The organism is Streptomyces sp. CNH287, assembly GCF_000424825.1.
On the sequence record NZ_AUKQ01000016.1, the window covers coordinates 122,743 to 146,958 of the forward strand.

Below are 24,216 nucleotides of genomic sequence, written 5' to 3' on the forward strand. Positions count from 1 at the left end.
GGAGGGAGAGCTGCCGGTTGCCGGCAACGGCGAACGTAGGGGCGGAGCTTGTCCGCGCACGTCCGCCGCGGCACCGACATGCGGCCCTCCTCGCGGACGATCCGGTCGCGGGGTCCTCCCTGCGAAGTACTCCTGACGGGCCGGGCCCTGGGCGGACAGGCCGATGCGGCCCGGGGCGCGCTCCCCGCACAATGGCCCGGTGCACACGGAAGACCGGCGCGGATGGCGTCAGCAGCTGCGGACCGCGCTCCGCCCGGAGGCGAGACCCGCTCCCCTGGCGCGCGGGACGGTGCGCGCCGACGTGGTGCTGGCGATCGTGCTGACCGTCGTCATGCTGATCCTGGCGGTGCACTACCCCGACAGCGGGCCCGTCCATATCGAGCAGGACGTACCGCACCCGCCGGACCCTCCCGCGCCGGAACCCCCCTCGCCGGACCTTCCCTCGTCAGGTCCTCCCCCACCGCCGGACGCTCCCCCGCCGGGCCCCGGTGCGTGGGAGGGCGAGTCCTCGCCGGTGCTGTGGGCACTCGTCGTACTCTCGGCGCTGCCGCTGGCCTACCGCCGCCGGTATCCGCTGACGGCGTTCGCGGTGGTGCTGGGCGCGACCCTGGCCATGGTCGACGACGCCGCCTGGATGAACGTCCTGACCTGCGTCATCGGCGCATACAGCGCCGTCGCCCACAGCCGCTACCGGGTGGGGGCCATGGGCGGGCTGCTCCTCGCCTCCGTGCTGGCCGGGGTCGCCTTCCGGGAGACGGAGCCCGTGCTGCCGGGATGGTCGAGCCCTGCGGTCGTGCTGCTGATCGCCGGGGTGCTGGCGAGCCTCGGCCGCAGCTGGCGGCGGCAGCTGACGGAGCATCAGGATCGTTACACGCGGCTGCAACAGGACCAGGAGGAGGCCACACGCAGAGCCGTCGAGGAGGAGCGGACCCGGATCGCCGCCGAGCTGCACGACGTCGTGACGCACAATGTGAGCGTGATGGTCATCCAGGCGGGCGCGGCGCGCAAGGTGATGGACGCGGCGCCCGCGCAGTCGCAGAAGGCACTGCTCGCGGTCGAGGCCGGGGGCCGGGCCGCCATGGCCGAACTGCGCCACGTGATGGGCCTGCTGGCCGCCCCCGACCACGAGCGCCCCGACGGCCTCGTGCCCCAGCCGGGGCTCGGGCAGCTCGACGCTCTCGTCGCGCGGGTGCGCGCCGCCGGGACACCGGTGCGCGTCGCGGTGTCGCTGCCGCCCCACCCGCTGCCGTCCGGGCTGGACCTCACGGGATACCGCGTCGTCCAGGAGGCGCTGACCAACACGATCAAGCACGCGCCCGGCGCCGAGGCCACCGTCACGATCAGCCACTCCGAGGAGGATCTGGAGATCGAGATCACCGACACCGGCGGCGTACGGGGCGCCGGGCAGGCGGAGGGGAACGGCCGCGGCCTGATCGGGCTGCGCGAGCGGCTGGCGGTCTACGGCGGCGAGCTGACGGCCGGCCCGACCCTCGCCGGCGGCTTCCGGATCACGGCGCGCGCTCCCCGGCGGGCCGCGTGAGCCCGCCGCTGCGCGCCGTCATCGCCGACGACCAGGCCCTGGTGCGTACCGGCTTCGGGATGATCCTCACCGCCGACGGGATCGAGGTGACGGCCGAGGCCGCCGACGGAGCCGCGGCGGTCGCCGCGGTCCGCCGCACGCGGCCGGACGTCGTCCTCATGGACATCCGGATGCCGCAGATGGACGGCATCGAGGCGACCAGGCGCATCCTGGCCGACGGCAGTCCGGACGGCACCCGGGTCATCATCCTGACCACGTACGACCTCGACCACTACGTCTACGCCGCGCTCACCGCCGGTGCCAGCGGCTTCCTGCTCAAGGACGTCACCCCCGAGCACCTGGTGGCCGCCGTCCGCCTGGTCCGGTCCGGCGACGCCCTGCTCGCGCCGACGATCACGCGCCGCCTGATCGAGCGCTTCGCGCAGCGCGACGAGCCGCAGGGCGCCACCCCGCACCGCGACCTGTCCGGCCTGACCCCGCGCGAACTGGAAGTGCTGCGCCTGCTCGCGACGGGCCTGAGCAACGCCGAACTCGCCGACCGCCTCTTCCTCAGCCCGACCACGGTCAAGACGCACATCGGCCGCATCCTCTCGAAGCTGGACCTGCGCGACCGCGTACAGGCCGTCGTCCTCGCCTACGAGACGGGGCTGATCGCCCCGGGCGGCGGCGCGTAGCCGGGTCGCAGGCGGACGGTCCGATGGATCTCTTCCGTGGTCGCACCGCCCGCGTACACCCCGCACGAGGGCGGTTCCCCGCCCCTCCGCGCACGGCACGGCACCGGAGGCCGCGGGCCGCTCCTCAAAGATCCGCCGGAGCGCCCCTGTCGCCTGGCGCCGCGTGCCCGTGCTCCCAGGCCCAGGCGGCGATGGCGACCCGGCTGGACGCGCCCAGCTTGCCCTGGATGTTGGCGAGATGGGTCTTGACGGTGCCCGCGCTGATGAAGAGCCGCGCGCCGATGTCGGCGTTGGTCAGGCCGCGGGCAGCGAGCCGTACGATCTCCATCTCCCGGTCGGTCAGCGGATGCGGCGCCGGGGCGGGGGAGCCGCCGCCCGCCCGTGCCGTCCCGCCTGCCGGGCCCGCGAGTTCGCGCAGGAGGCGCACGGTGATCTGCGGGCTCAGGAGCGTGTCCCCGGCCATCGCCGCGCGGATGCCCTCGATGAGCAGGGTGGGTCCCGAGCGTTTGAGGAGGAAGCCGCAGGCGCCGTCGCGCAGGGCGGTGCGCACGTAGTCGTCCATGTCGAAGGTGGTGACCACCACGACGCGGGTGGTCGGCGCGAGCCGCCGGGTCACCTCGAGCCCGTCGAGGCGGGGCATGCGGATGTCGGCGAGGACGACGTCGGGCTTCAGCTCGTGCGCGAGCGCGACGGCCGCCTCGCCGTCGGCGGCCTCGCCGACGACGGTCATGTCCGGCTGCGAGTCGAGGACCATCCGGAAGCCGCTGCGGACGTCCTCCTGGTCGTCGGCGATCAGGATGCGTGTGGTCACCCCGCTCATGATGCCGCCTCGGGGAAGACGGCGGCGACCCGCCATCCGTCACGGTCGGGGGCGGCGGTGAGCGTGCCGCCCGCCGCCTCCACGCGTGCGCGCAGCCCGGCCAGCCCGGTTCCGCCGCGTCGGCGCAGCGCGGCGGGGCCGCTGCCGCCGCCCGGCGGGCCGGCGTTGACCACCCGTACCTCCACCGCGCCGGGGTGCGCCGCCCGCCCAGCGGCCCACGTCACGGCCACCTCGACGCGGGCGGCCGGGGAGGCGTGCCGCCGGATGTTCGTCAGCGCCTCCACGACCAGGCGGTAGGCCGCCACGCCCGCCTCGCGGGACAGCGCTTCGGCCGCGCCCGGCTCGGCCGCGTACCGGCACTCGGGGCTCCGTTCGGCCGCGAACCGCTCGACCAGCTGCGGCAGCTGGTCCACTCCGGGAGGGGTGGAGGCGGACCGGGCGAGGGGGCCGCCGTCGGCGTCGTGCAGGGTGCGTACGGTGCGGTCCATCGACGCCAGCGCGCTGAGCCCCGCCTTCTCGATGCGCTCCAGTGCGAGGAGCGCCTGCCGGGGGTCGCTGTCGGCGACGAACCTTGCGGCCTGCGCCTGTACGACGATCGCGCTGACGTCGTGGGCGACGAAGTCGTGCAGGTCGCGGGCGAGTTCGAGCTGCTGGAGGCGGCGGGCTTCGGTCACCGCGAGCCGTGCCCGGTGAGCCGCCCAGCGGGGGTATCCGCCGATCACCACCGCCACCGCGACGGGCAGCAGCCACGGCAGCGGGACGGCGATCCTCTCCAGCCAGGACTCGGCCTCCAGCAGCGGCAGCGTCCACAGGGCCACCGCCCCGGCGGCCACCGCGCCGCCGACGACGGCGGGCCGCCGGGGCGACAGGCGCACCACCACGGCCAGGAGGGCCAGCAGCGCGAAGACCTCGAACAGCTTCCATCCCGCCGTCTCCTCGGTGGAGAGGGGCGGCGGGACGAAGGTCGTGAGCAGCGAGAGCGCGGCGGCCCCGGCGAGCGGCCACCCCAGCCGGTGCGCGGCGTAGGACCAGCCGCCGAGGGCCCACCCGGCGACGGCCACCACGGCGACGGTGGACAGCGCCCGGAACGGGCTGAGCCCGTCGGCCGCGAGCACGGTGCCCAGCGTCGCACCGCCCGCCGCGACGCCGACGGCGTACGCACGGACCGCTCGTCCGTCTCCACTGGCTGGGGTCATGGGAGCGACGCTAGCCGACGGCAGCACCGGGCTGCATCGCCCGATCGGCAGGCGCCGGGGGGCGGCTGCGGCGGCATGATCCGCCGATCGGCAGATGGCCCGGCGGGCACGCAGAGACAAGGCTGAGGGCATCACCCCGGACGAGCCCACGGACAAGGAGTCACCCCATGACGACCACCGCACCCACGGCTCCCACGGCGCCCGCCGCCACATCGGCCGTACACCACACCCGGCGCGAGCTTCCGGACAGCGCGCACCTCGTCTCCCGTCCGATCCGCTGGGCCGCCACGGCCGCCGCGCTCACCCTGCTGCCCAGCGGCGTGTGGCGGGTCGCGATCGCGCTGGGCGCGCCGTCCGGATTCTCCGCGCCGGACCCCCTGCACGACGTCGAACTCCTCGGTCTTCCGTCCCTCTACCTGATCACGCTCAGCGTGTTCGCGGAGTGCCTCGGGCTGCTGACGCTGGGGCTGGTCCAGCGCTGGGGCGAGGTCCTGCCCCGCTGGGTGCCCTGGCTGGGCGGGCGCCGGATACCCGCGCCGGCGGCGGTGATCCCGGCCGCGCTCGGCGCGCTGATCGTCACCCTCCTCGCGACAGTCGGGGCATTCACCTGGAACGATCCGGACAAGATGGGCGGGCCGCACTCGCCCACGGGCACCGCCGCCCACGTCATGACCGCCTGCTACGTCCCGCTGCTGCTCTGGGGCCCGCTGCTGGCGGTGGTGACGGTCGCCTACTACCGGCGTCGCCGGGCGCACGGCTGAGCGGCCCTACACCTCGGCGGCGCGCCGGTTCAGCTTGTCGTGCAGGATGCGGCTGACCTCGCGGAGAGTGTCGAGCTGCTCGGGGGTGAGCCCGTCGAACAGGCAGGCGCGCACCTCGGCGACGTGTCCGGGCGCCGCGGCCTCCAGCGCGGCGAATCCGGCGTCGGTCAGCCGCGCGACGGAGCCGCGGCGGTCCCCGTCGGTGGCGCAGCGGCTGACCCAGCCCTCCTTCTCCAGCGCGGCGACCGCGTGCGAGAGGCGGCTGCGGGAGGAGTCGCATACGGCGGCGAGGCGGCTCATGCGCAGCGCGCGGCCGGGGCTCTCGGAGAGCATGACGAGGATCTCGTAGTAGGCGACGGGCATGCCCGCGTCCATGCGCAGCCTGCGGTCGAGGTGCGCCCGGAGCTTGGCGTGCGAGGTCATGTAGGAGCGCCACAGCTCCTGCTCGCGGTCTGTCAGCCAGTCCTGCGCTCGGTGCGGGTGACGCTGCTGGCCGGGGTCGGGGACGGGCATGACCCCTACCCTACAAGTAGTTGAGCACTCAACACGAAACTGATACTTTCGCACTGCGCTCGCTCACGGAGCGTACACCGACCGTCATTCTGGGAGTTCCCTGTGTCCGTTTCCGTCCCGCCCGGCTACATAGCCGGCACCTGGAACATCGACCCGATCCACTCCGAGGTCGCCTTCTCCGTCAAGCACCTGGGCATCGCCAAGATCAAGGGCCGCTTCGACCGGTTCGAGGGCCAGATCGTCACCGGCGAGGACCCGCTGGAGTCCTCCGTCACCGCGACGATCGAAGCCTCCTCCGTCTCCACCCGCAGCGAGCAGCGTGACGCGCACCTGCTGGCGCCCGACTTCCTGCACACGGAGGAGTTCCCCGACCTGAAGTTCACCTCCACCGGAGTGCGCCCCGACGGCGACACCTTCCTGGTCGACGGCGAACTCACGCTGCGCGGCGTCACCCGTCCCGTCACCCTCAGCCTGGAGGTGAACGGCTTCGGGAAGGGTTACGAGGGCAAGGCCATCGCGGCCTTCTCCGCGTCCACCGAGATCAACCGCACGGAGTTCGGGGTCACCGGCGGCGCCGCCGGGGCGATGATCGGCGAGACCATCACGATCACGCTCGAGGCGGAGGCCACCGAGGCATGAGCGTGACGGCCACCGCGTCCTGCCCGGTACGGCGGCGCCCCGCGTACGACCGGCCCCCCGCGCGGGGCGGCCACGCTCAGCGCAGGTGGCCCGTGTCGTTCAGCAGGCGCAGGGACGCGTTACCGTCCGCGTAGTAGGCCACCGCTGACAGGGAGGCGGCGGCGAGTTCCATCCGGAAGAGCGATTCCGGCGGAGCGCCGAGCGCCAGCCGGGCCAGCGTCTTGACCGGGGTCACGTGGGTGACGAGCAGGACCGTACGGCCCGGCCACCGGGCCAGGATCTTGTCCCGGGCACGCGCGACCCGGCGGGCCACCGCCGCGAAGCTCTCGCCGCCCCCTGTCGGTTCGGCCGCCGCGGAGGCGAGCCAGGCGGCGAGGTCGTCGGGGTGGCGCTCGCGCACCTCGGCGAAGGTCAGACCCTCCCAGGCCCCGAAGTCCGTCTCCCGCAGCCCCTCGTCGGTGCGTACGTCCAGCCCGAGGCGCCCGGCGACCGCCGCAGCCGTCTCCTGGCAGCGGCGCAGCGGCGAGCTGATCACGGCCTGCACGGTGCCGCGCGCGGCCAGCGCCGCCGCGGCGGCCTCCGCCTGGCGGCGGCCCGCGGCGGAGAGTTCGGGGTCGCTGCCGCCGCTGCCGGAGAAGCGCTTCTGCGGGGTCAGCGCGGTCTCGCCGTGGCGCAGCAGGACAAGGGTGGTGGGCGGTCCGAGGGGGTCGCCCCAGCCCGCGGGCGGCGCGGACGCGCGCTGCGCGTCGGCGGCTGCTGCGGTGCCCGTGGCGGCAGCGGTGCCCGCGGCCGTGCCGCCGGTCGGCGCGCCCGCGCCGGAACCTCCCAAACCCGCGCCCCCCGCGTCCAGTTCGGCGGTAGAGGCGCGGGGCGACCACTGCTCGCCCCGCTTGCCCGCGTCCATCGCCTCGTTGGCGAGCCGGTCGGCGTGCTTGTTCTTCTCGCGCGGCATCCACTCGTAACTGACCGAGCCCGGCGGGAAGATCGCCTGCGCCTCGGCCGCCAGCGGGCGCATGTCCGGGTGCTTGATCTTCCAGCGGCCCGACATCTGCTCGACGACCAGCTTGGAGTCCATCCGGACCCGCACGGCCGCCGAGGGGTCCAGCTGGTACGCCGCCCGCAGGCCGGCCACCAGGCCCTTGTACTCCGCGACGTTGTTGGTCGCCCGCCCGATGTACTCGGCCGTCTCCACCAGCGTCTCGCCCGTCCGCGCGTCCTTGACCACCGCGCCGTACCCGGCGGGGCCGGGGTTGCCGCGCGACCCGCCGTCGGCCTCGACGAGGAAGGTGCGCGCCCCCATCAGAGGCCGGACTCGGGCGTGCGGACCAGGATGCGGCGGCAGTTCTCGCACCGCAGCACGGAGTCCGCCGACGCCGCCCGCACCTCGTTGATCTCGGTGATGTTCAGCTCCAGGCGGCAGCCCTCGCAACGCCGCTGGAAGAGCTTGGCCGCACCGACACCGCCCTGCTGCTCGCGGATCTTCTCGTACAGCTTCAGCAGGTCGGCGGGCACCTCGGCGGAGACGATCCCGCGCTCCTTGGCCAGCGTCGCGGCCTCGGCGTCCAGCTCGGCCAGCGCGGCGTCCCGGCGCGCGCCCGCGGCGGCGGCCTTGGCGCCCACCGACTCGACCCGCCCGGTCAGTTCGGCCGCGCGCTCCTGCGCGGACTCGCGGCGCTCCATGACCTCCAGGACGACGTCCTCCAGGTCCCCCTGCCGCTTGGCGAGCGAGGCGATCTCGCTCTGGAGGCTCTCCAGGTCCTTGGGATTGGTCACGGCGCCCGAGTCGAGGCGCTGCTGGTCGCGGGCGGCCCGCCGGCGCACCTGGTCGACGTCCTGCTCGGCCTTGGTCTGCTCGCGGGCGGTGTCGCTCTCCTCCGTCTGCGCGGCGACGAGCAGATCGCGCAGCTGGGCGAGGTCGGCCTCCAGCGTCTGGATCTCCTCGTGCTCGGGCAGGCTCCGGCGCCGGTGCGCGGACTGGGCGAGCCGGGTGTCGAGGTCTTGTACGTCGAGGAGGCGGATCTGGTCGGCGGGGGCGGCGTTCAGTTGGGGGCTCCAGAGGTGGTCGAGTCGGGGGTGCCGGGGGTGGCGGTGTCGAGGGCGGACGCCGCGTGGGCGGTCCAGGGATCGGTGACCGTGCGGGAGACGTGCGTACGCAGGGCCCAGCCGTGCCGCTCCGAGATCGCGTCCAGCTGCGCGGCGGCCTGCTCGCACCACGGCCACTCGGTGGCGAAGTGCGCGGCGTCCACGAGCGCCAGCGGCGACTGCTCCCGGGCCTCGGAGGCCGGGTGGTGCCGCAGGTCGGCGGTGACGTAGGCGTCGACGCCCGCCGCCCGTACCTCGGCGAAGAGGCTGTCGCCGGAACCGCCGCAGACCGCGACCGTGCGGACCGGGCGGTCCGGGTCGCCCGCGGCGCGGACGCCCTGGACGGTGCCCGGCAGCCGCTCGGCGGCGAGCCGGGCGAACTCCCGCAGCGGCACGGGCCGGTCCAGCTCGCAGACCCGCCCCAGGCCGCGCCGCCCCTCCGGGTCGGAGGCGTCCGGCACGAGCGGGCCCACCACGCGCAGGCCGAGCGCGCCCGCGAGGGCGTCCGAGACGCCGGGGGCGGCCCGGTCGGCGTTGGTGTGGGCGACGTACAGCGCGACGTCGTGCTTGATCAGCATGTGCACGACGCGGCCCTTGAAGGTGTCGGCCGCGACGGTGGTCGTGCCGCGCAGGTAGAGCGGGTGGTGCGTGACGAGCAGCTGGACGCCGAGGCCGACGGCCTCCTCGGCGATCTCCCGGACCGGATCGACGGCGAAGAGGACCCCCGTCACCTCGGTTTCCGGGTCACCGCAGACCGTGCCGACCGCGTCCCACTGCTCGGCGCGCTCGCGGGGCCAGAGGCCGTCGAGGGCGGAGATGACTTCGGAGAGTGCGGGCACAGGTGAAGGCTACCCTCCGGTGCCGCCCGCGCGCGGCCCTGTCCCGGCAGCGGCGGCACTACCCGCTCTGCACATGGTTGATGGTCGTTTCAGTCGAATCATTCGAGCGACACCCTTACGTGTGAAGGGACCCAACTCGCTCTGTTCGACCGGGCGTACGAGGCATAGCTTTCCTCACCGGAGGTGATCGCGTAATGACTGTTTGTGGCAGTGAGATCGTCGCAGGCGAGGAAGAGGCCGCGGTGCGGGACAGTTGTGTGATCTCGGCCGACGGTTCGTACGCGGCCCGGCTCACCAGGGCGGCCGGGCCCGTGCGCGGCTGGTTCCCCGAGCGCTGGACGCTGGACGGCCCCGAGCCGTACGCCGTGCCGCTGCCCGGCGACCGGCCCGAGGCGCCGGACAGCCAGGTGCTGCCGCTGGCCGACGGGCGGGTGCTGATCGCCCGCCGCCGGGGCGGGCGCTACACCCTGGCCCTGCTCTACCCGACCGGCCCCGGCACGGGGCAGATCGCGCTCGGCGCGCTCGACCTCGGTGCGATCGGCGCCGTCGGCCTGACCCTGCTGCCGCCCGCTCCGGGCGGGCGGCTGGCGTACGCACTGGCCTGCGGGCCGCGGGCCAGCTCGGTCTGGCTGGTGGCGGGCGGGCCCTTCGGGCCGCAGCGGGTCGCCACCGTGCCGGGCCACTGCTCGGGCGGCGCCTGGCTGGACCGGGAGGGGCGGCTGCTGGCACTGGACCGCGCGGCACCGGGCGCCGGGCGTACGCCCGTCAAGAGCATCGTGGTCGACCTGCTGCGCGGGGGCGAGGTGACACCGCTGCTCCAGATCGCCGAGGGCAGCGACGACCGGCTGCTGCTGGCGGGCCCTACGAGCGGCCTGCTGCTCGTGCGGTCGGACGCGGCGGGCGCGGACCGGCTGGGCTGGGGCCTGCTGGGCAGCCCGCGGCCCGTCCGCTTCCCGGAGGCGCTCTGCCCGGCGGGCGTGCGGCTGACGCCGTTCGCCCTCCAGGCGGGGCAGGTGCTCCAGCCGGAGGACTGCGCGGTCGCGCTGCGGGCGGACGGGCCGAACGGCACCTGGATCGCCGTCTGGCGTCCGGGCCGGAAGGCGCTCACGCACCTTCCGGCGCCGCAGGGCTGGCTCGCGGGCACCGGATTCTGGACGGCGGACGGCGAGTTGCGGCTGCCGTTCTCCACCGCCCAGACCGAGTGCGGGGTGGCGGTCCGGCGCCCCTTCGCCGCGGAGCGGGGCCGCGGGGGCGATCCGGGCCTGTGGCCGGCCGCACCGGCGCGGGCGGCGCTCGCGCCGCCGCCAGCCGGACCGGCGGCGCCCGGAGCCGGGGCGGGCGAGCGGGGCGCACCGGCCGCACCACCGCAGGCCCACGCGCGGGAGGCGGGCACCCCGCACGCCCGCCGGACCGGACAGGCCGACGGGGCCGTGCCGTTCGCAGCACTCCCGCCCGCGGAGGGGCACGGGCCAGGAGCCCTGTGGGCCGGAGCGGGCGGGCAGGCGCGAGCGGCCCAGACCGCACGGCAGGCACAAGCCGAGGCTCAGGCACGGGCCCAGGCGCAGGCGCAGGCGCGGGACACGGCAGCCCTGTGGGCCACTCGCACGGGTCAGGCGCGGCAGGCCGAAGCAGCCGCACCCACCGCACCACCCACCGCGCCGACGGGGGTGCCCGGCCCGCCATCGGCGCCCACGCGGACGGCCGGAGCCCCGCACACCGGGCGGGACGGGCAGTCCGCACCGCCACCGGCGCACGTGCGGCGGAGGGCAACCCTGCACGCCCTCTGGGCCGGACGCACCGACCGGGCCGCCACTCCCCCGCCCGCAGACAAGCACGGGCCAGGCGGGGCGGGTGCGACGCCCGCGCCGCACGCGCCGCCCACCGCGGCGGCGGTCCCGGCCATGTCCCCGCCACCGGCGCCCGTGCAGGCGGCCGAAGCCCCACACACCGGGCAGGACGGACAGACCGCACCGCCGCCACCGGCCCACGTGCAGCCGAGGGCCACCCGGCACACCCCGTGGGCCAGGCAGACCGAACAGACCGCAGCACCCGCGCCGCCCACCGGGACGGCGGGCCCGGCCGCTGTCCCGCCACCGCCACCGACGCCGGCACCGGCACCGGACGCAGAAACGTTGCGAACTCCCCACCCCAGGCAGACGGAACAGACCGGAACAACCGCACCCACCGGGCCGGCGGACGCCGCCGTGACCTCGCCACCGGCCCACGTGCGGCCGAGGAGAACCCTGCACGCCCCATGGGCCAGGCAGACCGACGGGGCCGAAGCAGCCACGCACCCCACCGGACCGGACCAGGCCGCCGCCCGGTCGGCAGACAAACACGCACCCGGCACCACGCCCCCGCCGCCCACCGGGCCGACACCAGCGCAGGAGGCGGGCACCCCGCACCCCCACCGGGCCGACCGCGTCGAAACGGCCGCCGCTCCCCCGCCCGCAGACGGGCAGGGGCCGGGGACCGGGTGCGCCGAGCAGGACGAGCAGGCCGCGCCGCAGGCGGCCCACACGCAGCGGTGGGGAACCCTGCACGTCCTCCAGGCCGGGCGGTCCGGCCGGGCCGAGGCAGCCACTCAGCCCGCCGAGCCGGGCCCGGCCGCCTTCCCACCGCCAGAGCCCGCGCAGGAGGCGGGGACTCCGCACGCCCTGCGGGCGGACGGGTCCGCTCCGGTGGCCGCAGCGCCCCCGGGACCGGAGCCGTCCGGCGCGCCGGACGCCGAGCAGGCCGAAGCGCCCGCGCCGCCCGCCGGGGAGGACCTGGCTGCCGTCGCACCGGGCGAACCCGCGCGGGCGGCAGCGGGCGGGGCGACGGAGGCGCCCACCCCACCGGCACCCGCCGCTGGGCCGGACCCGGCCGCCGCCGCCCCGCCCGCGCAGCAGTCCGCCGCTGAGCAGGCCGCCCCCGGGCAGGCCGCGCGGCCCGTGCCGCTGCGGCAGGCACCGATAGCGCAAGCATGACCGGGAACCCGGGTGCGTCTGGCGGTGCGCCCCCGGCAGGATGGGCGCATGACCGCACCATCGGCTGCCGTGCTGCCTCCCCCGTCCGTACTGGCCGCCTTCGGGCTCGCCGGAGTGCCCGTGCCGCTGCCCGGGGGTCAGGGCGACAGCGTCCGGGTCGGCGACGCCGTGCTGAAGCCCGTCGGAGGTGAGGGCGAGGAGAAGGCGGCCTGGGCGGCGGAGCTGATGGCGGAGCTGAGCGGCGACCGGGGCGCGCGCGGGTTCCGGGTCCCGCCGCCCGTACGCGCGGTCGGCGGCGGCTGGGTGGTGGAGGGCTGGGCGGCGTCCCGCTTCGTTGCGGGTGCGCCGGGCCCGGGCGGCGGACGGGGCGCCCCGGTCGACTGGGCCGCGCTGCTGGCGGCCGGGCGCGCCTTCCACCGTGCGCTGCGTGACGCACCGTGCCCCGGGTTCCTGGCCGCGCACGACCATCCGTGGGCGGTGGCGGACCGGGTGGCCTGGGGAGAGGTGGCGCCGCGTGCGGCGGAGCCGAGCGTCCTGCCGCTGCTGCACCGGCTGCTGGCGCTGGCCGAGCCGGTGTCGGCGCCCTGCCAGCTCGTACACGGAGACCTGACGGGCAACGTGCTCTTCGCGGCGGGCCACCCGCCCGCCGTCATCGACTTCTCCCCGTACTGGCGGCCGGCCGGATACGCCGACGCGATCGTAGCGGCGGACGGCCTGCTCCATCACGGCGCCGGGCCACAACTGGTGGAATCGGCCGTCCCCGGGGAGGCGGGCGCCCCACTGCTCGTGCGTGCGCTCACCTTCCGGCTCGCGTCGCCGCTGCCGCCGCAGCCGACGGCGATGCTGGAGCGGGCCGCCCGCCTCGCGGACGAGCTGGCGGCCCGGATCGGCGCGGGCGGGTAGGGAGCGCAGGGTCCTCCCCCGCGGGCAGCCGCTCAGCCTGCCGCCGGGCCACCGTGTTCCAGCACCCCGTCGGCCAGTACCGGCCCCGCGTCCGCGCGTTCGGCCACCGTCGCCTCCAGCCGGACGCGCCCGTGCCCTTCCCGCCACATCGCCACGCGCAGCGTCTCGCCGGGGAAGACCACTCCCGTGAAGCGGGCCGCGTAGCGCCGCACCGCGGCCGGGTCGCCGCCGAGGAGCGTGTCGACGGCGGCCTTGAGCACCATGCCGTACGAGCAGAGGCCGTGCAGGACCGGCCGGTCGAAGCCCGCGCGGCGGGCGAAGGCGGGGTCGGCGTGCAGCGGGTTGAGGTCGCCGGACAGCCGGTAGAGCAGCGCCGCGTCCGCGCGCACGTGGCGGGTGACGGCCGCTACCGGCGCCCCCTGCGGCGGCGGCAGCGGCTCCGGCGACGGACCGCGCGCGCCGCCGAAGCCGCCGGCCCCGCGTACGAAGAGCTGGAAGTCGCTCGTCCACAGCGGCCCTTCGGCGTCGGCGGCCTCCTCTCGCACGTCGAGGACGGCGGCCGTGCCCTTGTCGTGGACGGCGGTGACCGCGCGGGTCAGCACCGCCGCGCCGCGTACGGGGACCGGGCGGTGCAGGGTGAGCGCGTGCCCGGCGTGCAGCACGGCCGCCAGGTCGACGCCGATGCCCGGGGTGTCCAGCACGCCCACGACACCCGGCCCGCCGCCCGCGACGGTCGCGAAGCCGGGCAGCGCGCGCAGTTCGCTCTCCAGCGTGTACCGCAGTTCGGCGGGGTCGGTGGCGGGCGTTCCGGCGCCCAGGCCCAGGTGGTAGAGCTGGACGTCCTTGCGGTCCCAGGTGATCTCGGTGCGGTGCGGTGCGGCGGCACCCACCCGGGCGGGGTCGATGGGCACGGGGCGGCTCCAGCTCAGGGCTCGGCCAGCTCAGAACTCGGCCAGCTCGGCGGGGCGGTCAGGGGGGCGGGGGCGGTCAGGGCAGGGTGAGGACGCGCGGCCCGTCCTCCGTGATCGCGACGGTGTGCTCGATGTGCGCCGCCCGGCTGCCGTCGCGCGTGCGCATCGTCCATCCGTCGTCGTCGACACGGTAGGCGTCCGTGCCGCCCGCCATGAACATCGGCTCGATGGCGAGCGCGAGACCGTGGCGCAGCGGGAAGCCGCGGGCGGGGCGTCCCCGGTTGGGCACGTGGGGGTCCTCGTGCATGCGGCGGCCGATGCCGTGGCCGCCGAAGTCGGCGGGCATGCCGTAGCGGCCGGAGCGGGCCCGGGTGCCGATCGCGTGCGAGATGTCGCCGACGCGGTTGCCGACGACGGCCGCGGCGATCCCGGCGTCGAGTGCCTGCCGCGTCGCGTCGATCAGCTCCAGGTCGGCGGGGCGCGGGGTGCCGACGGTGAAGGTGGTGGCGGCGTCACCCGTCCAGCCGTCCAGTTCCGCGCCGCAGTCGATGCTGACCAGGTCGCCGTCCCGGAGCCGGTAGGCGCCGGGGATGCCGTGCTGGACGACGTCGTTGACGGAGGCGCAGATCACGGCAGGGAAGGGGGTGGGGGCGAAGTCGGGCCGGTACCCCAGGAAGGGGGAGCGCGCCCCGGCACGGGCCAGCTCCGCGCGGGCCACCTCGTCCAGTTCGTGCAGCGCGACCCCGACGCGGGCCTCCGCGCGGACGGCGGCGAGCGCGCGGGCCACCACGCGCCCGGCCTCGCGCATCGCGTCCAGCGCGCTGTCGGTCTTGATCTCCACCATGTCCGGCGTCTCCCCTGCGTTTTCGGGCATGCCGCACCATCGCCGCACGGCCCCCGCGTTCACCAATTTCTATACCGGTATTAGTATCACGCTCATGGTGCGCACTCCTTTGACCCGGTGGGAACGGCAACGCGGCGAGCGGTTCGGCGTCCTGCTCCGGCAGGCACGCGGCGAACGCAGCATGGTGGAGGTCGCCGCGGCGGCCGGGGTCTCCGCCGAGACGCTGCGCAAGATCGAGACCGGCCGGGCCCCGACCCCGGCCTTCTTCACGGTGGCGGCGCTGGCCGCGGCCCTCGGGGTCTCGCTGGACGAACTGGCCGCCACCTGCCCGCCGGAGGCCGACGGCACACATCCGGCGGACGGCGGTCAGCCGCTCTCCGCCTGACCCCGGCCCCGCCGCCCGCCCCGGCCCCCGCGCCGGGTCACTTCAGGTGCGCAGGTACGAGGCACCGTTGAGATCGAGCACCGTGCCCGAACTCCACTCCGCGCCCGGCGAGGCGAGCCACAGCACCGCCTCCGCGATCTCCTCCGGCCGCGCGACCCGCCCGTACGGGCTCTGCGCGCGGATCGCCGCCCCCTGGGCGCCGGACAGCCGGTGGGCCACCCGCTCGGTCTCGAAGAAGCCGGGAGCGACCGAGGCGACCGCGATGCCCTGCGGGGCCAGCGCCACGGCCAGCGACTGGCCGAGCGCGTGCACGGCGGCCTTGGTCGCGGCGTACGCCGGATTGTCCGGCTCGCCGCGGAAGGCGCCACGCGAACCGATGTTGACGATCCGGCCGCCCCGGTCCGCGGCCATGTGCCCGGCCGCCTGGTGCGAGAGGTACGCCGTGCCCAGCAGGTTCACCGCGGTGTGCTGCTGGAAGGCCGCGGTCCACTCCGCGTAGGAGGTGCTCAGCGGCGGGTGGGGCGGGTCGTTCAGCGCGGCGTTGTTGACCAGGACGTCGAGGCCGCCGAGGGCGTCGGCCGCCTCGGCCACCAGCCGCTGCGCCGCCGCCGGATCGGACACGTCCGCCCCGGCCAGGGTGTGCCCCGACCCGGGCAGCGCGGCGAGGGTCTGCTCCGCCTCGGCCCGGCGGGTGCCGTAGTGGACGGCGACCTGGTCGCCGTTGGCGGCGAAGGCGTGGGCCAGCGCACGGCCGAGCCCGCGCGCGGCGCCGGTGACCAGGACGCGGCGGCCGGTGGCCGGGAAGTCACGCACCGGGGGCACCCCGCTCCTCGGCGGCGCCGGGGGCGGGCACGGCAACCACGCTGACCGGCGCGGCCGGCGGCGTGTGGTCGCCGCTCTGGCCACCCGCACCGCCCTGGCCACCCTGACTGCCCGCGCCACCCGTGTCACTGTGCTCCCGGCGCGGCAGCGTCAGGAGTATCAGCAGCGTGCTGCCCACCAGAACGAAGGCGCCCGTACGGAACGCCAGCGCCAGCCCCGCCGTCTCGCTCACCGGCCCGGTGGCGTCGCCGATCCGGGCGGCGGCCACCGTCGAGAGCACGGCGAGGCCGAGCGCGCCGCCCATCGTGCGGGAGGTGTTGACCAGCCCGGAGACCAGCCCGGCGTCGCCGGGAGAGGCTCCGGAGGTGGCCACGGTCGCCAGCGGGGTGGCCGACAGGCCGGCGCCGAGCGCCATCAGCAGGCCGGGGCCGAGCACGCTGTCCAGATAGCCGCCGCCCGCCTGCATGCCGCTCTGCCAGAAGTAACCGACGGCTGCCGTGAGGGCACCCGCCATGGCGAGGTTGCGGGCGCCGGTGCGCTGCATGAGCACGGGTGCGAGCTTCGAGCCCAGGACGATGGTCAGCGACTGCGGGACGAACGCGAGCCCGGCCTCGATCGGCGTGTACCCCAGGACGTTCTGCATGTAGAGCGACATGAAGTACCACATGCAGAACATCGCGGCGCCGTTCACGAACACCGCCGCGTTGGCGGCCGAGACCGCCCGCCGCCGGAAGACCTTCAGCGGCATCAGCGGCTCCCGCGTACGCGCCTCGACCGCCACGAAGACGGCCAGCAGCAGCAGCCCGCCGAACAGCGGCAGCAGGGCACCCGTCCCGGACCAGCCCACCGACTCCGTCTGCACGATCCCGTAGGCCACGGCGCCGAGCCCTGCCGTCACCAGCAGCGCGCCCGGTATGTCGAGCCGCCGCCGCTCCCCCGCCCGGCTCTCCGCAAGCCACACGGCCGCCGCGCCCAGCAGCACCGCGCCCACCGGCACGTTGATCAGCAGCACCCAGCGCCAGGACAGCGCGTCCGTCAGCACGCCGCCGACCAGGGCGCCCGCCGCGCCGCCGCCCGCACCGACCGCCGTCCAGGTGCCTATGGCCCGGGTGCGGGCAGCGCCCGTGGGGAAGGTGGTGGTCAGGATCGTCAGCGTGGCCGGGGAGAGCACGGCCGCGCCGATGCCCTGCACGGCACGCGCCGCGATCAGCTGCCAGCCCTCCTGGGCCAGCCCGCCCGCCAGGCTGGCGACCACGAACACCGAGAGCCCGACCAGGAACATCCGCTTCCGCCCGAAGAGGTCTCCCGCCCGGCCGCCCAGCAGCATGAAGCCCGCGAAGGTGAGCGTGTAGGCGTTCAGCACCCACTGGAGCCCGGTCGCGCTCAGCCCCAGGTCGGCCCGCATCGACGGCAGCGCGACGTTGACCACCGACACATCCAGCACGACGAGGAACTGCCCGGCGCACGCGGCGAGCACCACGGCCCACAGCCGAGGCGCCGGGCGCCGGGTGCGGGCCTCGCGGGAGGCGTCATCAGGTGCGGCGGGGGTCTGGGCCATGCCTGCCATGCTCCCATCCGGCGCCGACAGCGCCCACCGCATTCCGGACCGGAGCGGTGAGCCGCGGGTCCTAGGACCCGCGGCTCACGGCCCGCGGCTCACGACCCAGGGCGCACGGCTCAGACCCGGCGCCAGCGGGCGAGCGCGAAGGAGAAGAGCCCGAACAGCGCCAGCCCGGCCGCGACCACCACCAGCAGCCACGGCCCGGCCGGGGTCTCCTGGAACGCCCGCAGGGTGTCGTCGACGCCCTTGGCCTCGTCCGGGTCGAACGCCAGCGCCGCCTGGACGAGGAAGCCGCCCGCCACCGCGAACACCGCGCCCCGGCAGACGCCGCCCACCACCCCCAGCACGTCCACCGTGCGGCGCGTGGTGCGGGACATGGCCGACAGCTTGAGGTGGTCGCGGTACTTGCGCCGCAGCGCCCGTACGGCGATCCAGATCCCGGCCGCGACCAGGCCCGCGCCCGCCGCGCCCACCAGCCACTGGCCGACGGGGAGTTCCAGGGCCCGCGCGGTGATGTCCTGCGACTGCTTGTCGCTGGACCCGCTGCCCGACTCGCCCGCAGCGTAGGAGAGCACCGAGACCGTGACGACGGCGTAGACCACGAACCGGCCGGCCGACAGCAGCCGCTTCGAGGGCCGGTGCCCGTCGGGCCCCGCCGCGCCGAAGACCGCCTCGGAGAGCCGCCACAGCGCCATGCCCGCCAGTCCGACGCCGACGGCCCACACCGCCGCCGCCCCGTAGGGCTGCCGGGTGAGTTCGTGCAGCGCCCCGCCCCGGTCCGCCTGCTTGCCGCCGTCGCCGAAGGCGACCTGGAGCGCCAGCAGTCCGACGAGCAGGTAGATCACGCCTCGTGCGGCCAGGCCCCAACGGGCCGCACCCTCCATCGCCGTGCTGTCCGACGCCTTGCGCGCCGACCGCTTTCCCTTGCGTACCGCGATCCGCGGTGCCGCCGCTGTCTTCGTCATGCCACCTCCACGGGGCGGGACTTCGGCCCGCGTCAAGCACTGCGGGTGCCCCGGTCCCCGACCTGGAAACACCGTCAGGAGGGGCGCCGCACGGCGTCGAGGACCAGAGTGAGGAGGCGGTCGGGGCGCGCGGGGTCCTCGTCACCGCCGCGGGCGGTGGACAGGGCGATGCCGGTGACGAGCGCCAGGAGGTCGTCGGCGGCCAGGTCGGCGCGGGCGGTGCCCCGGCGCTGCGCGTGGGCGAGCAGGCCGCGGGCGGCGTCGAGGATCAGCCGGTGGCAGTCGATGCCCAGCGCGTCGGGCTCCTCCAGCATGAAGGCGCTGCCCAGCCCCTGGTTGAGGCGGGCGTGGGCGAGGAAGGCGCGCAGCCACTCCGCCAGCGCGCGGTCGGCCGCCGCTTCGGCTTCCACCGCTTCCGCTTCCGCTTCCGCTTCCGCGAGCAGGGTCGCGGCCCGTGCGCACAGCACCTCGATCCGCTCCCTGAGCACCGCCGTCAACAGCGCCGCGCGGGTGGGGAAGTGCCGGTAGAGAGTCCCCGGGCCCAGGCCCGCCCGGCGCGCGATGTCGTTGAGGGACGCCTCCGGCCCCGCCTCGGCGAACGCCTCCCGCGCCGCGGTGACGAGCCGCTCGCGGTTGCGCCGGGCGTCCGTGCGCTGCCGCCGCGTCGCGGCTCCGGCTTCAGCTCCGGCTCCGGCTTCCTGGGGTGCCGTCATCGCCGCTCCTCGCCCTCCGGGAATCTCCCCGGCTAGCCAAACGGAGAGTGTCTCCGTATCGTACCTCCCCAGATATCCGGAGACCTTCTCCGGAACAGCCAGGCCGGAGGAACCTCATGACCGAGAACGCACGGGACGAGCTGGGCCGGGTCGGCATCTGGACCCTGGCCTTCGACGGGCACCCGGCGGGCCGGGTACGGGAGGCGGCGGCGGAGATCGAGGAACTCGGTTACGGAGCCGTCTGGTTCGGGGAGGCGTTCGGCCGCGACACGGTCGGGCAGGCATGGCTGCTGCTGTCCGCGACGCGCCGGCTCACGGTCGCGGCGGGCATCGCCAACATCGCCTTCCGGGACCCGATCGCCATGGCGGGCGCCACCCGTGCGCTCGGGGAGGCGTTCCCCGGCCGGTACCTGCTCGGGCTCGGCGGCCACCGCGTCGACGACACCGTCCACGAACTGGACGGCTACCCCGTCCCCGCCCGCGGCCGGGCGGTCGCCACGATGCGCGGCTATCTGGATTCGATGGACGCGGTGCCCGCCCACGGCCCCGTCCCCGACCCGGCCCCGCGCCGGGTGCTCGCCGCCCTCGGCCCGAAGATGCTGAAGCTGGCGGCCGAGCGCACCTGGGGCGCGCACCCCTACTTCGTCCCCGTCGAGCACACCGCACGAGCACGGGCCGCGATGGGACCGGACGCGTTCCTCGGGGTCGAGCAGGCCGTCGTGCTGGACACCGACCTCGGCCGCGCCCGCGAGACGGCGACGGCGCACGTGGCCATGTACGTCTCCCTGGCCGCGCACCAGGAGGCGAGCGTACGGCGCCTCGGCTTCGGCGACGAGGACATCGTCGGCGGCCCGAGCCGCGCGCTGGTGGACGCCATCGTGGCGTACGGGGACGTGGCGGCGGTGCGGCGGCGCGTACGGGAGCACCTGGACGCGGGCGCCGACCACGTCTGCCTCCAGGTGCTGACCGCCGAGCCGGGGGCCCTGCCGGTGTCCACGTGGCGCGAGCTGGCCCCGGTGGCACGCGAGTTCGCGTGAGTTCGCGTGAGTTCGCTTGAGCGCCCGGCCCTCCCGCCATACCGGGACGGGCGACTTCGCCCAGGGCGGAATGCCGCCCGCTCCCCCACCGGGCCCGACCCTCCTACGCTGAGGGGGTGAGCAGCCACGCGTCCAACCGAGCCCGCGTCGTTCCCCTGCGCCCAGCGGCGGCAGCGGCAGAAGCCGCACCCGCCCCGGCGGCCAGGGAGCCGCTGTGGCGGCATGTCGTGGGCGACGTGCTGCGGCGCGAGCGCCTCGCGCAGGAGCGGACGCTCAAGGACGTCTCCGACGCCGCCCGGATCTCGATGCCCTATCTCTCCGAGCTGGAGCGTGGCCGCAAGGAGGCGTCGTCCGAGGTGCTCGCCGCCGCCGCCCAGGCGCTCGGCCTCGGGCTGGCCGACCTCCTGGCGCGCGGCCAGGGCGAGTTGGCCCGGCACGCCGGGGCGCGAGCGGCCCGCGTGCGGGCAGCCGGGGCGCGTACGGCGGCGGCCCGGCCGGGCGCCCCGGTCACGTCGGTCACCTCGATCACCTCCGTCACCTCCCCCGGCGTTCCGGCAGCCGGTCCCGTCCGCGGTCCGCGCGCCTCGGTGGCGCCCGTCGTGCAACTGCGGGTCCGGCGCGCCGGAGCGCACCGGGGCGGGCGGCGGCGCGCGGCGCTCGCCGCCTGACGCCCCGTGCCGTCAGGCGGCGCCGGTCCGCCTGCTGAGCACCTCGTCGGCGAGCCCGTACTCCACCGCCTGCCGGGCGGTGAAGAACCTGTCACGGTCCATGTCCGCGCGCAGGGTCGCGACGTCGTGGGGCGTGTGCCGGGCGAGCACCTCCTCGACCTCGGAGCGGATCCGCAGCATCTCCTTGGCCTGGACGCTGAGGTCCGAGGCGGTCCCCTGCCGGCCGGGGCTCGCGGGCTGCCCCAGCAGGACCCGCGCGTGCTCCAGGACGAACCGCCGCCCCTGGTCGCCCCCGGCCAGCAGCACCGCCGCGGTCGAGGCCGCCTGGCCGACGCAGAAGGTCGAGATCGGCGCGCTGACGAAGGTCATCGTGTCGTAGATCGCCATCAGCGAGGTGAACGAGCCGCCGGGTGAGTTGAGGTAGATCGCGATCTCGCGGTCCTGGCTGGCGGATTCGAGGTGCAGCAGCTGGGCGATCACGACGTTCGCGACGCCGTCGTCGATCTCGGTGCCCAGGAAGATGACCCGCTCGGAGAGCAGGCGGCTGTAGATGTCGTACGCCCGCTCGCCCTGCGGGGTGCGCTCGATGACGGTAGGGATCGTGTACTGGGACATGTCAGAGACCCATCTTCCGCTGCCGCCCGGCCGGGCGGACGTCCTCCAGGGACTCGACGACGCGGTCCACCATGCCGTACTCCCTTGCCTGTTCGGCCGTGAACCAGCGGTCGCGGTCGCCGTCGCGCGAGATGGTCTCCTGGGTCTGGCCGGTGTGCTCGGCGGTGATGCGCTCCACGGCCCGCTTGGTGAATTCGAGGTTCTCGGCCTGGATGGCGATGTCGGCGGTGGTCCCGCCGATTCCGCCCGAGGGCTGGTGCATCATGATCCGCGCGTTCGGCAGCGCGAACCGCTTGCCGCGCTCCCCGACGGTGAGCAGGAACTGCCCCATGCTCGCGGCGAAGCCCATGACGAGGGTGGAGACGCTGTTGGGGATCAGCCGCATCGTGTCGTAGATCGCCAGTCCCGCCGACACGGAGCCGCCCGGGCTGTTGATGCAGAGGTTGATGTCGGTACGCGGGTCCTCCGCGGACAGGACGAGCAGCTGGGCGCAGACGCGGTTCGCGGAGACCTCGTCGACCTGGGTGCCCAGGAAGACGATCCGCTGCATGAGGAGCTGCGCGGCGAGGTGGTCGTCGAAGCGGGTGGGAGGGGTGTCGTCGTCGGCTGCCCGGACGTACGGTGCCGGGTCCAGGCCGGTGGGGAGCAGTGCCATCGGTCCTCCACATTCACGTGGTGGTGCGGGAGTTCGGGTTCGAGGTGCGGTCGCTTCGCCGCACTCCCCTCACTCTCGGCCCCCGGGACCGCGCTCGGCGGTGTTCTCGGCCCGTAGCAGATTCGCCCCGGGCAGAGCGCGCCGCCCGTGGTCGGCGCGCACAGCGCGCACGGCGCGCACAGCGCTCACGGCGCGCACAGCGCTCACCGCACGTACGCGCCCGCCCGCGCGGCGACGACGGCCGCCTCGGCCGCCCGGTCGGCGGCGGCCTCGTCCAGCGGGTCGCCGCTGGCGACGAGCCGGTAGTAGAGCGGCGCGGACACCGCGCGGACCACCTCGCGGGCGTCCGTACCGGCGGGGACCTCCCCGCGCGCGACCGCCTTCTCCACGCAGCCCGCCCACACCCCGATACGGGTCGCGTAGAAGCGGTGCAGGGCCACGGCGGTGCGCGTGTCGCAGAGCGCGGCGGCGATCACGGACCTGAACAGGGCGCCCTGGCGCGGGTCGGTCAGGGTACGGACCACCAGCCGCGCGTTGGCCCGCAGGTCGTCCAGCAGTGCACCGGTGTCCGTACGGGGCAGGGACTGCTCGGCCATGTCGAGCAGCAGGTCGGAGACCAGTCCCGTGGCCGTGCCCCAGCGGCGGTAGACGGTCGTCTTGCCGACGTCGGCACGCCGGGCGACGTCGGCGAGGTCGAGCCGGTGGAAGCCGTGCTCGACCAGGGCGTCCCCGGCCGCTTGCAGCACCGCGGCCCGCACCCTGGCGGTGCGCCCGCCCGGCCGGATCGTGCCCGGCTCCGCACTTTCGGTACTCATCGCGGCTCCCCTGCTTCCTTCCCCTGCTCCCTCAACACGTCTTCCTCTCTCCTGGGATGCATACTAATGGAACACCAAGACCGTTAACCCTGGAGTACTCAACCCGTCTCGGCCGCACAGGCCGCCGCCACCAGGACCGCCCCCGCCCTGCGGGCCTGCCGGGCGGCCGAGGGGGCGCCGGTCATCGCGGCGGCGGTGATCGAACCGTCGACGAGGAGCACCAGCTGCCCCGCCAGCTCGGCCGGGTCTCCGACCGGCAGGGCGCGTACGAGGCCCGTGACGTAGTCGAGCACGGCCAGCTTGTGGTCGCGGGAGGCGCGGGTGACCGCATCCGAGACGGCACCCAGCTCGCCGAAGGCGTTGATGAAGGCGCAGCCGCGGAAGTCGGCGGCGGTGAACCAGGTGTACAGCCAGTCGAAGACGAGCAGCGGGCGGTCCTCGGCGGAGGCGGCGTGCCCGGCGACGTACTCCGCCAGCTCGGCGCGCCAGCGCGCGTCGCGGCGCCGGAGGTAGTCCTCCACGAGCACATGCTTGGCGGGGAAGCACTGGTACAGCCGCTTGAGCGAGACCCCGGAGGCGGCGCGCAGCTCGTCCATGCTCACCGCCTGGATACCGCGTTCGTAGAAGAGCATCCCGGCCGCGTCGAGCAGGCGGGTGCGGGCTTCCTCATGATCCACAGCAACTCCCACTGGCACCGAGAACGATCGTTCTCTACACTAGCGGACACCGAGGAGAACGACCGTTCTCCCGCGTTGGCAAGCAGTACGCGAAGGAGTCCGCCATGACGTCACGGCCGCCGTTCCCGCCGTTCGACGAAGCGTCCGCCGCCCAGAAGGTGCAGGCCGCCGAGGACGGCTGGAACACCCGCGACCCCGAGCGCGTCGCGCTCGCCTACACCGAGGACTCGGTCTGGCGCAATCGCGGCAGCTTCGTCACCGGCCGCGCCGCCATCGTGGCCTTCCTGAGCGACAAGTGGGCCAGGGAGCTGGACTACGCGCTGCGCAAGGAGCTGTGGGGATTCCGGGGCAACCGCATCGCGGTGCGCTTCCAGTACGAGCACCACGACAACTCGGGCCAGTGGTGGCGCAGTTACGGCAACGAGCTGTGGGAGTTCACCGACGAGGGGCTGATGAGCCGCCGGGAGGCCAGCATCAACGACGTCGCCATCGAGGAGACGGACCGCCGCATCTTCGGCCCCCGCCCGCCCGCCGAGCAGGGCACCCTGCTGCCCGTGCATTGACCCCGGTCGCGCACCGACCTGGCGGCGGGCCCGGGCCCGGCGGCGGTAC

General features: G+C 75.4%; 25 protein-coding genes and 1 pseudogene. 10 read left to right on the top strand and 16 right to left on the bottom strand.

What is annotated here, in order from left to right; all coding sequences use genetic code 11:
* Nucleotides 1-199 precede the first annotated feature (199 nt).
* Nucleotides 200-1,540, top strand: coding sequence for a histidine kinase (locus H299_RS0117640; protein WP_027749473.1), 1,341 nt, complete (start codon nt 200-202; stop codon nt 1,538-1,540).
* On the top strand, nt 1,537-2,214 hold the full coding sequence (locus H299_RS0117645) for a response regulator transcription factor (RefSeq protein ID WP_027749474.1): 678 nt from the start codon (nt 1,537-1,539) through the stop codon (nt 2,212-2,214). Before H299_RS0117640 ends, H299_RS0117645 begins: the two co-directional genes overlap by 4 nt.
* Nucleotides 2,215-2,338: 124 nt before the next feature.
* Here H299_RS0117645 and H299_RS0117650 read toward each other — a convergent pair whose 3' ends face one another.
* Nucleotides 2,339-3,034 carry a response regulator transcription factor gene (locus H299_RS0117650; protein ID WP_199782463.1) on the bottom strand — a complete coding sequence of 232 codons (696 nt, stop codon included), beginning with the start codon at nt 3,032-3,034 and terminating at the stop codon, nt 2,339-2,341.
* Complete coding sequence (locus H299_RS0117655) at nt 3,031-4,230, bottom strand: histidine kinase (RefSeq protein ID WP_078512826.1); 1,200 nt, start codon at nt 4,228-4,230, stop codon at nt 3,031-3,033. Before H299_RS0117655 ends, H299_RS0117650 begins: the two co-directional genes overlap by 4 nt.
* Nucleotides 4,231-4,397: 167 nt before the next feature.
* Between H299_RS0117655 and H299_RS0117660 the strand changes: the two genes are divergently transcribed.
* Nucleotides 4,398-4,991: a hypothetical protein gene (locus H299_RS0117660; protein WP_027749477.1), complete on the top strand. Its 594-nt coding sequence runs from the start codon at nt 4,398-4,400 to the stop codon at nt 4,989-4,991.
* A gap of 6 nt (nt 4,992-4,997) precedes the next feature.
* Here the strand turns inward: H299_RS0117660 and H299_RS34785 are convergent, their stop codons facing one another.
* Nucleotides 4,998-5,504, bottom strand: coding sequence for a MarR family transcriptional regulator (locus H299_RS34785; protein WP_051262578.1), 507 nt, complete (start codon nt 5,502-5,504; stop codon nt 4,998-5,000).
* A 102-nt stretch (nt 5,505-5,606) separates the two neighbouring features.
* Here H299_RS34785 and H299_RS0117670 point away from each other — a divergent pair, with 102 nt between their 5' ends.
* Nucleotides 5,607-6,143: a YceI family protein gene (locus H299_RS0117670; protein WP_027749478.1), complete on the top strand. Its 537-nt coding sequence runs from the start codon at nt 5,607-5,609 to the stop codon at nt 6,141-6,143.
* Between the two features lie 76 nt (nt 6,144-6,219).
* Here the strand turns inward: H299_RS0117670 and H299_RS0117675 are convergent, their stop codons facing one another.
* Genes H299_RS0117675 through H299_RS0117685 form a run of 3 tightly spaced genes read right to left on the bottom strand, consistent with a single transcriptional unit; the run spans nt 6,220 to nt 9,064 of the window.
* Complete coding sequence (locus tag H299_RS0117675) at nt 6,220-7,443, bottom strand: bifunctional RNase H/acid phosphatase (protein ID WP_027749479.1); 1,224 nt, start codon at nt 7,441-7,443, stop codon at nt 6,220-6,222.
* A complete protein-coding gene (locus tag H299_RS0117680; protein WP_027749480.1) occupies nt 7,443-8,186 on the bottom strand; it encodes a CT398-like coiled coil hairpin domain-containing protein in 744 nt (247 codons plus the stop codon). The genes H299_RS0117675 and H299_RS0117680 overlap by 1 nt, the downstream gene beginning before the upstream one ends.
* Nucleotides 8,183-9,064 carry a Nif3-like dinuclear metal center hexameric protein gene (locus tag H299_RS0117685; protein ID WP_027749481.1) on the bottom strand — a complete coding sequence of 294 codons (882 nt, stop codon included), beginning with the start codon at nt 9,062-9,064 and terminating at the stop codon, nt 8,183-8,185. The genes H299_RS0117680 and H299_RS0117685 overlap by 4 nt, the downstream gene beginning before the upstream one ends.
* Before the next feature lie 194 nt (nt 9,065-9,258).
* Between H299_RS0117685 and H299_RS37635 the strand changes: the two genes are divergently transcribed.
* Entirely contained in the window at nt 9,259-12,033 is a 2,775-nt protein-coding gene (locus H299_RS37635) for a hypothetical protein (RefSeq protein WP_158692342.1), read from the top strand.
* A gap of 48 nt (nt 12,034-12,081) precedes the next feature.
* Nucleotides 12,082-12,936: a hypothetical protein gene (locus H299_RS34795; RefSeq protein WP_037759443.1), complete on the top strand. Its 855-nt coding sequence runs from the start codon at nt 12,082-12,084 to the stop codon at nt 12,934-12,936.
* A 32-nt stretch (nt 12,937-12,968) separates the two neighbouring features.
* Here H299_RS34795 and H299_RS0117700 read toward each other — a convergent pair whose 3' ends face one another.
* Entirely contained in the window at nt 12,969-13,847 is an 879-nt protein-coding gene (locus tag H299_RS0117700) for a MaoC/PaaZ C-terminal domain-containing protein (protein WP_027749482.1), read from the bottom strand.
* 76 nt (nt 13,848-13,923) lie between these two features.
* Nucleotides 13,924-14,691, bottom strand: a complete 768-nt coding sequence (map, locus tag H299_RS0117705) for a type I methionyl aminopeptidase (protein WP_027749483.1) — start codon at nt 14,689-14,691, stop codon at nt 13,924-13,926.
* A 94-nt stretch (nt 14,692-14,785) separates the two neighbouring features.
* Between map and H299_RS0117710 the strand changes: the two genes are divergently transcribed.
* A complete protein-coding gene (locus H299_RS0117710; protein WP_027749484.1) occupies nt 14,786-15,076 on the top strand; it encodes a helix-turn-helix domain-containing protein in 291 nt (96 codons plus the stop codon).
* A gap of 42 nt (nt 15,077-15,118) precedes the next feature.
* Here H299_RS0117710 and H299_RS0117715 read toward each other — a convergent pair whose 3' ends face one another.
* The 4 genes from H299_RS0117715 to H299_RS34805 form a co-directional block, all read right to left on the bottom strand.
* Complete coding sequence (locus H299_RS0117715) at nt 15,119-15,889, bottom strand: SDR family oxidoreductase (RefSeq protein ID WP_027749485.1); 771 nt, start codon at nt 15,887-15,889, stop codon at nt 15,119-15,121.
* Nucleotides 15,882-17,465, bottom strand: a complete 1,584-nt coding sequence (locus H299_RS34800; RefSeq protein WP_106965814.1) for an MFS transporter — start codon at nt 17,463-17,465, stop codon at nt 15,882-15,884. The genes H299_RS0117715 and H299_RS34800 overlap by 8 nt, the downstream gene beginning before the upstream one ends.
* A gap of 110 nt (nt 17,466-17,575) precedes the next feature.
* A complete protein-coding gene (locus tag H299_RS0117725; RefSeq protein ID WP_078512828.1) occupies nt 17,576-18,424 on the bottom strand; it encodes a DUF1206 domain-containing protein in 849 nt (282 codons plus the stop codon).
* Nucleotides 18,425-18,498: 74 nt separating this feature from the next.
* Nucleotides 18,499-19,137 carry a TetR/AcrR family transcriptional regulator gene (locus tag H299_RS34805; RefSeq protein ID WP_037759446.1) on the bottom strand — a complete coding sequence of 213 codons (639 nt, stop codon included), beginning with the start codon at nt 19,135-19,137 and terminating at the stop codon, nt 18,499-18,501.
* 116 nt (nt 19,138-19,253) lie between these two features.
* On the opposite strand from H299_RS34805, the gene H299_RS0117735 reads away from it, so the two are divergent.
* Entirely contained in the window at nt 19,254-20,174 is a 921-nt protein-coding gene (locus H299_RS0117735) for a TIGR03620 family F420-dependent LLM class oxidoreductase (RefSeq protein WP_027749487.1), read from the top strand.
* A gap of 116 nt (nt 20,175-20,290) precedes the next feature.
* A pseudogene (locus H299_RS38430) lies at nt 20,291-20,680 on the top strand (helix-turn-helix domain-containing protein); the annotation flags it as partial.
* Between the two features lie 174 nt (nt 20,681-20,854).
* Here the strand turns inward: H299_RS38430 and H299_RS0117745 are convergent.
* The 4 genes from H299_RS0117745 to H299_RS0117760 all read right to left on the bottom strand — a co-directional run bounded on the left by H299_RS0117745 (nt 20,855) and on the right by H299_RS0117760 (nt 23,604).
* Nucleotides 20,855-21,457, bottom strand: coding sequence for an ATP-dependent Clp protease proteolytic subunit (locus tag H299_RS0117745; protein WP_027749488.1), 603 nt, complete (start codon nt 21,455-21,457; stop codon nt 20,855-20,857).
* A 1-nt stretch (nt 21,458) separates the two neighbouring features.
* Nucleotides 21,459-22,112, bottom strand: coding sequence for an ATP-dependent Clp protease proteolytic subunit (locus H299_RS0117750; RefSeq protein ID WP_027749489.1), 654 nt, complete (start codon nt 22,110-22,112; stop codon nt 21,459-21,461).
* Between the two features lie 203 nt (nt 22,113-22,315).
* Nucleotides 22,316-22,927 carry a TetR/AcrR family transcriptional regulator gene (locus H299_RS0117755; RefSeq protein WP_027749490.1) on the bottom strand — a complete coding sequence of 204 codons (612 nt, stop codon included), beginning with the start codon at nt 22,925-22,927 and terminating at the stop codon, nt 22,316-22,318.
* Nucleotides 22,928-23,025: 98 nt separating this feature from the next.
* Nucleotides 23,026-23,604: a TetR/AcrR family transcriptional regulator gene (locus H299_RS0117760; protein ID WP_027749491.1), complete on the bottom strand. Its 579-nt coding sequence runs from the start codon at nt 23,602-23,604 to the stop codon at nt 23,026-23,028.
* 104 nt (nt 23,605-23,708) lie between these two features.
* Here H299_RS0117760 and H299_RS0117765 point away from each other — a divergent pair, with 104 nt between their 5' ends.
* A complete protein-coding gene (locus H299_RS0117765) occupies nt 23,709-24,167 on the top strand; it encodes a nuclear transport factor 2 family protein (RefSeq protein WP_027749492.1) in 459 nt (152 codons plus the stop codon).
* Nucleotides 24,168-24,216: the final 49 nt, after the last annotated feature.